The sequence below is a fragment of the Rhodovulum sp. genome, from assembly GCF_011048875.1.
In the GTDB taxonomy this organism is placed as follows: domain Bacteria; phylum Pseudomonadota; class Alphaproteobacteria; order Rhodobacterales; family Rhodobacteraceae; genus Rhodovulum; species Rhodovulum tesquicola.
Map to the genome: position 1 here is coordinate 1 of NZ_DSDD01000253.1, position 5,173 is coordinate 5,173.

A 5,173-nucleotide genomic window follows, 5' to 3' on the forward strand; every position below is an offset into this window, starting at 1 on the left:
ATCTTGCGCAACATGTCCATCAGTGGGTCTCTCCGTCACGGCCCTGCGCGATGCGGATCTGGTCGCGCAGGTAATGCAGCATGTCCTGGGCTGCGGGCTCGAACAGGATGTCGGGCGTGCGGTTCGCGGGCAGGGTCACATCCAGCACGGCCTGGGTGCGGGCAGGCCGACCCGACAGCACGAAGACCTGATCGCCCGGAAAGACGCTTTCGCGCAGGTCATGGGTGATGAGAACGCAGGTGAAGGGTTCGGCCACGCGCAGATCGCGCATGGTCTGCCACAGATCCTCGCGGGTGAAGGCGTCGAGCGCACCGAACGGTTCGTCCATGACCAGCACGTCGGGCTTGTGCACGATGGCGCGGCAGAGGCTGGCGCGCTGGCGCATGCCGCCCGACAGCTCGCTCGGGCGCTTGTGCTCGAAACCCTTCGGGCCGACCATCTCGAGCAGGTGCAGCGCGCGCGCCTCTCGGTCCCGGCGCGGCATCCCCGGCGCGATGATCTTGAGCGGAAGGATCACGTTCTGCAGGATCGTGCGCCATTCCAGCGGGACCGGGTTCTGGAACGCCATGCCTACCGTCCTGCGCGGGCCGGTGACGCGTTCGCCATGCAGCCAGACCTCTCTCCGGTCGGGTTTCATCAGCCCCGCGATCAGCCGCGTCAGGGGGGACTTGCCGCAGCCCGAGGGGCCAAAGACGGCGGCGAATTCGCCCTCGGGCACCGAGATGTTCAGATCGTCCAGCACCGGCAGCGGGCCGGACTTTGTGCGATAGGCGTGGGTGACGCCCTTGATGTCGATGAGATTGTCCATGCCGGATGAGGGATCGCCCCCGGGCCGGCGCAAGGCGGACCTGGGGGCGGAACCCTTGTCACTCCATCGACAGGCTGCCGTCAGCGGGCAGGAAGGAGGCGTCGAAATACAGCGCCATGTCGGGCGCGTTGATGAACTCGTAGACCGATTTCGTCTGCTCGATGGCCAGCGCCATGCGCTCGGGGTCGATATTGCCCATGCCATTGGCCATGACCCAGTCGGTCATCACATTGTCGGCCAGCGCCATCTGGAGCCGCTCGGTCTCGAGTGCCTTGTCGGCGGCGGGGTTGCGCCGGATCAGACTGTCGATGGCGGCCCCGGGGTCGGCCACGGTGTCCTTCCAGCCCCTGGCCACGGCGCGCAGGAAGCCGGTGATCACCTCGGGATTGGCCCGGGCAAAATCGCTGTTGGCGATGATCGCGTTGCCGTAAAGCGCCACGCCATGATCGGCCATCAGGATCACCGGGATATCCTCGGCCGGAACGCCGAGCCGCTTGAGGTTCAGCGTCGAGGAGAAGGAAAAGCCCGTGACCGCGGCCCCCTTGCCCTCGGCCAGCATCGGCTCGCGCACCGGGAAGCCCACAGGTTCGACCGTAACCGTCGCCATGTCGATGCCATTCCCGGCGGCGAAGCTCGGGAATTGCGCCCCGTCGCCATCGGGGGGCGGGCGCCCAGCACCTTGCCTGCGATATCGCCCGGCGCTTCGATGCCCAGCGACTTGCGCCCGACCATGGCGAAGGGCGGCTTGTCATGGACCATCATCACCGCGATCACGGGGGCGCCGGGGTTCTGGCCGAGGAATTTCATCAGGCTGTGCCGCGGCGGCGAAGCTGGCAGGGGCATGTCGGAACATGGGTCGCTCTACTTGGTATTGTTCGGCGGCCGTGGCCACGGCGTGCGCAAAGTTTAATCGACGTGGCCCGGGATCGGGACAAGAGCAGAAATCCGGTTCGGAAAACACGCGTTTCGGCGAGATGATGCTGAAAAACCACGCGCATGGCTATTGAAATGCGGGCGCCGGGGGCGTGCCGTTGCCAACCGTCGGCCTGACAGACCTCTCCGGCAGGGACCCATCCTCCCCCTTGTCGCCGCGCGGTGCTTGCCCCCCGGCGCGGTCCGCTTTGCCGTTGCCAAGGCACCGCAGGTGTTGTGAACTTGCGCGTCAGCGATGCAGGCGAAGCGGCCCCTTGACGGTGCCCGTTCCGCGTCATCTGGCCGGAGCCTCCCATGCCACGACATGGCAACATGACCCCCAATCGCTGCGCGGCCAATGGCTGCGGCGGGCAGGGGCGTGCCGCATGACCCCCGGCCTCGATCAGGTCGGCACCATCGCGGCGACGATGGTGGGTGGGCTTGCGCTGTTCCTCTTCGGGATGGAGATCATGACCCGCGCGCTCAAGCAGGTCGCGGGCGAGTCGATGAAGACGATCCTGGCGCGGATGACCGGCAACCGCTTTGCCGGGCTGACCGCGGGGGCGGTGGTGACGGCGCTGATCCAGTCCTCCTCGGTGACGACGGTGCTGCTGGTGGGATTCATCTCGGCCGGGCTGATGACCTCGGCGCAGGGCGTCGCGGTGATCCTGGGCGCCAATATCGGCACGACGCTGACCGCGCAGGTTCTGGCCTTCGATGTCGATGCGCTGGCCTTGCCGATGCTGTCGCTGGGCTTTTTCGGCTCGCTGCTGGCGCGGCGCAGCCGTCATGCCGAGATCGGGCGGATCGTGCTGGGGATGGGGTTGATCTTCTTCGGCATGGCAACCATGAAGACGGCGATGGCGCCGCTGCGCGACGTTCCGGCCTTTCTCGATCTGCTGGCGACACTCGACAATGTGGTGCTGGCGGCCCTGGCCGGGGCGCTTCTGACCGCGTTGCTGCAATCCTCATCCATCTCGACCGGACTTGCGATCGTGCTGACGGGGCAGGGTCTGGTCGGCCTGGAAACAGCCATCGCGATCGCGCTGGGCGCCAATGTGGGCACCTGCATGACCGCGCTTCTAGCCTCAATCGGGCAGCCGCGCGAGGCGGTCCGGGCGGCGATGGTACATGTGATCTTCAATGTCGCGGGGGTCGTGCTCTGGATCGGGTTCATCGACCAGCTTGCGGTTCTGGCGCAACTCTCCGCCCCCGAGGGCGCCTCGACGCCGCGCCATCTGGCCAATGCCCACACGATCTTCAATTTGGCCAATGCGTTCCTGTTCCTGGGCTTTACCGGGCAACTCAGCCGCCTGGTGCTCTGGCTGCTGCCGGACCGGCCCGAGCGGGTCGAGCCGCTGCACGCACCGCGCCATCTGGACCGGCAACTCCTTCAGGTGCCCGCCTTCGCCCTGGATGCCGCGCGGCTCGAGGTGGGGCACCTGTCCGAGCTTGTCCGGAGCCAGCTGGACGCTGCAATGCCTACGGTCGTCTCGGGCAGCCCGTTCGAGATCGACCGGCTGAAGGTGGCGGACCGCGCTGTGGACCTGCTGCACCGCGAGATCGTCGGTTATCTGAGAGAGGCGGGCCTGGGCCGACTGCCCGAGGAACAGTCCAAACGGCTGCTGGCGCTGATGCGCATCGCCAATGACCTTGAACATATCGGCGATCTGGTGGCCACGGGGCTTGTGACCTCGGCGCGCAAGCGCCACGAGGAGAACGTGGTGATAAGCCCGCAAACCGCGGCGATGCTGGGGCGGCTGCATCGCGAGGTTCTGCGCGCCTTCGACGGGATCGCCTTCGCGCTGGAGGCGCAGGATGCCGGGCCAGCGAAAAAGGTGCGCGAGATGAAGGCAGGGTTCTCGGCGCTGATGGAGGAGGCCGCCGCGCACGAGGTCGTGCGGTTGAGGGCCGATGCGCCGCGTCGGTTGCACACCTATACAAGAGAGATCGAACTGACCCAGACCTTCGACGACATCTTTCGCATCCTGCGCCGGATCGCGCGGACGGAGATTGGAATCTTCGTGGAGCGTTCTGCGCCCGATGCCGGTGACGCCAACGGCCCGGCGGAAAACCGCGCCGCGGAGTGAATGCCGCGCCCGGTCGCGCGGAATTGGGCCGGGCGGGGACGGTGCATTCGGGTCCCCCGTGCTGCGATCTGGAGTGATCGGAACGCGAGATGGGAAACACACCTCCCGGCCGCGCAGCGCCGATATGGCTGCCCCGAAAGGGATATGTGGTCCTTTGGGCGAGATGTCCGGCATCAAGCGTATTCCGCCTCCCATCCCCTGACGTCTGTGCGGTGCTTGACGGCGGTCAATTACAGGGCATTGGCCGCGTGGCAGACAGGGCGATCTGTCCGCAAGGGGGGGGCTTGCCATGGGAAGCGTCCGGGTCTGGGGGCTTGCGATGACGGCGACGCGCGCGCGCATTTTGCGCGGGCTTTCCCTGCCCGGCGCGGGCGGGTTGGCCACGCAACTGGTAATGCGGGCCAGGCACCGTCACCTGATCGAGGCGATGCAGCATCCGCCCGTCGATGCGGGGGCCGCCGCCCCGATCCCGCCGCCTGTCCCTGAAGGTAGCAGCGATCCTCTGGCCCTGGACCAGCGCGACTTCGTGCGTCAGGTGGTGCAGATCCTGGAAACGCACCGGGTTGCCGGAGATTTCGACCGGCTCGCGATCTTCGCGCCCCCGGCCATCCTGGCGCAACTGCGCGCGGAGATGCCCTCGCGACTGGCGAAGGTGATTGCTGCGGAACGGAGCGGATGCGCGATCTATCTCTCGGAAACCGAGTTGCAGGACGTTCTGCGGACCGAACTGGCCAGCCCGAAAGCCTGAGATGCGCCGCGCCGGGCGGTCCGGCGTGGAGCACTCATGACATTCTTTCGTAGATGCACAGCATGGAGAGCAACGCCCCGGCGCTGCGCGTGTCAACGCCCGCGCGCGCCCCGGGCAATGACGATCCCCCCCGGATCAGGCCCACCCCCAGATAGCCTTTGCGGCGCTCAATCCGGTCGTCCACCCCTCCATGCTGGCAGAACCGAGACTAATGGCTCACCCGCAGATGATGCATTGATGAGTGTCATCGGCCCGTGCGCGAGACCGGGTTTCGGTCCGACAGGCCCCGGCGCGCAAGGAACTTCGCCATCGGTCAGGTCGGTACGTTCGGCCAATGCGTCGATGTCGAGAAACAGGATATGGGCCGGATCCAGCAGGCGGATCAGGCCATCGCGTTCGAGCGTCTTGAAGACCCGGCAGATCGTCTCGACCGAGGTGGCCAGAAGATCGGCGATGTCGCGCCGCGCGACGGCAAGCGAGATCAGCCCGGTGCCATCGCGGCTGTGACGCTGGAAACGCAGATAGCCGGAGACCACGATGCCCACGGCAGATGGCGGCGCGTCGTCGTGCCAGAGCATCTTGTCGGCGGGAACGGTCTCGACATGTGCAGCTTCC

Annotated in this window: 4 protein-coding genes and 1 pseudogene; 2 read left to right on the forward strand and 3 right to left on the reverse strand. The window is 66.8% G+C overall.

Features of this window, described 5'->3' with window-relative positions; all coding sequences use genetic code 11:
- Positions 1 to 19 precede the first annotated feature (19 nt).
- Together ENN83_RS08950 and ENN83_RS08955 are read right to left on the reverse strand one after the other, a co-directional pair.
- On the reverse strand, positions 20 to 808 hold the full coding sequence (locus ENN83_RS08950; RefSeq protein ID WP_287186082.1) for an ABC transporter ATP-binding protein: 789 nt from the start codon (positions 806 to 808) through the stop codon (positions 20 to 22).
- A gap of 58 nt (positions 809 to 866) precedes the next feature.
- A pseudogene (locus ENN83_RS08955) lies at positions 867 to 1,624 on the reverse strand (ABC transporter substrate-binding protein); the annotation flags it as partial.
- 482 nt (positions 1,625 to 2,106) lie between these two features.
- Here ENN83_RS08955 and ENN83_RS08960 point away from each other — a divergent pair.
- On the forward strand, positions 2,107 to 3,810 hold the full coding sequence (locus tag ENN83_RS08960) for a Na/Pi cotransporter family protein (RefSeq protein WP_287186084.1): 1,704 nt from the start codon (positions 2,107 to 2,109) through the stop codon (positions 3,808 to 3,810).
- Between the two features lie 289 nt (positions 3,811 to 4,099).
- Complete coding sequence (locus ENN83_RS08965) at positions 4,100 to 4,558, forward strand: host attachment protein (RefSeq protein ID WP_287186086.1); 459 nt, start codon at positions 4,100 to 4,102, stop codon at positions 4,556 to 4,558.
- Positions 4,559 to 4,725: 167 nt separating this feature from the next.
- Here ENN83_RS08965 and ENN83_RS08970 read toward each other — a convergent pair.
- A partial coding sequence (locus ENN83_RS08970) for a helix-turn-helix domain-containing protein (protein ID WP_287186088.1) occupies positions 4,726 to 5,173 on the reverse strand: 448 nt, incomplete at its 5' end.

Coding starts and splice junctions, on each gene's coding strand:
- ENN83_RS08950 (WP_287186082.1), bottom strand. CDS start 808: ATGGACAATCTCATCGACATCAAGGGCGTCACCCACGCCTATCGCACA.
- ENN83_RS08960 (WP_287186084.1), top strand. CDS start 2,107: ATGACCCCCGGCCTCGATCAGGTCGGCACCATCGCGGCGACGATGGTG.
- ENN83_RS08965 (WP_287186086.1), top strand. CDS start 4,100: ATGGGAAGCGTCCGGGTCTGGGGGCTTGCGATGACGGCGACGCGCGCG.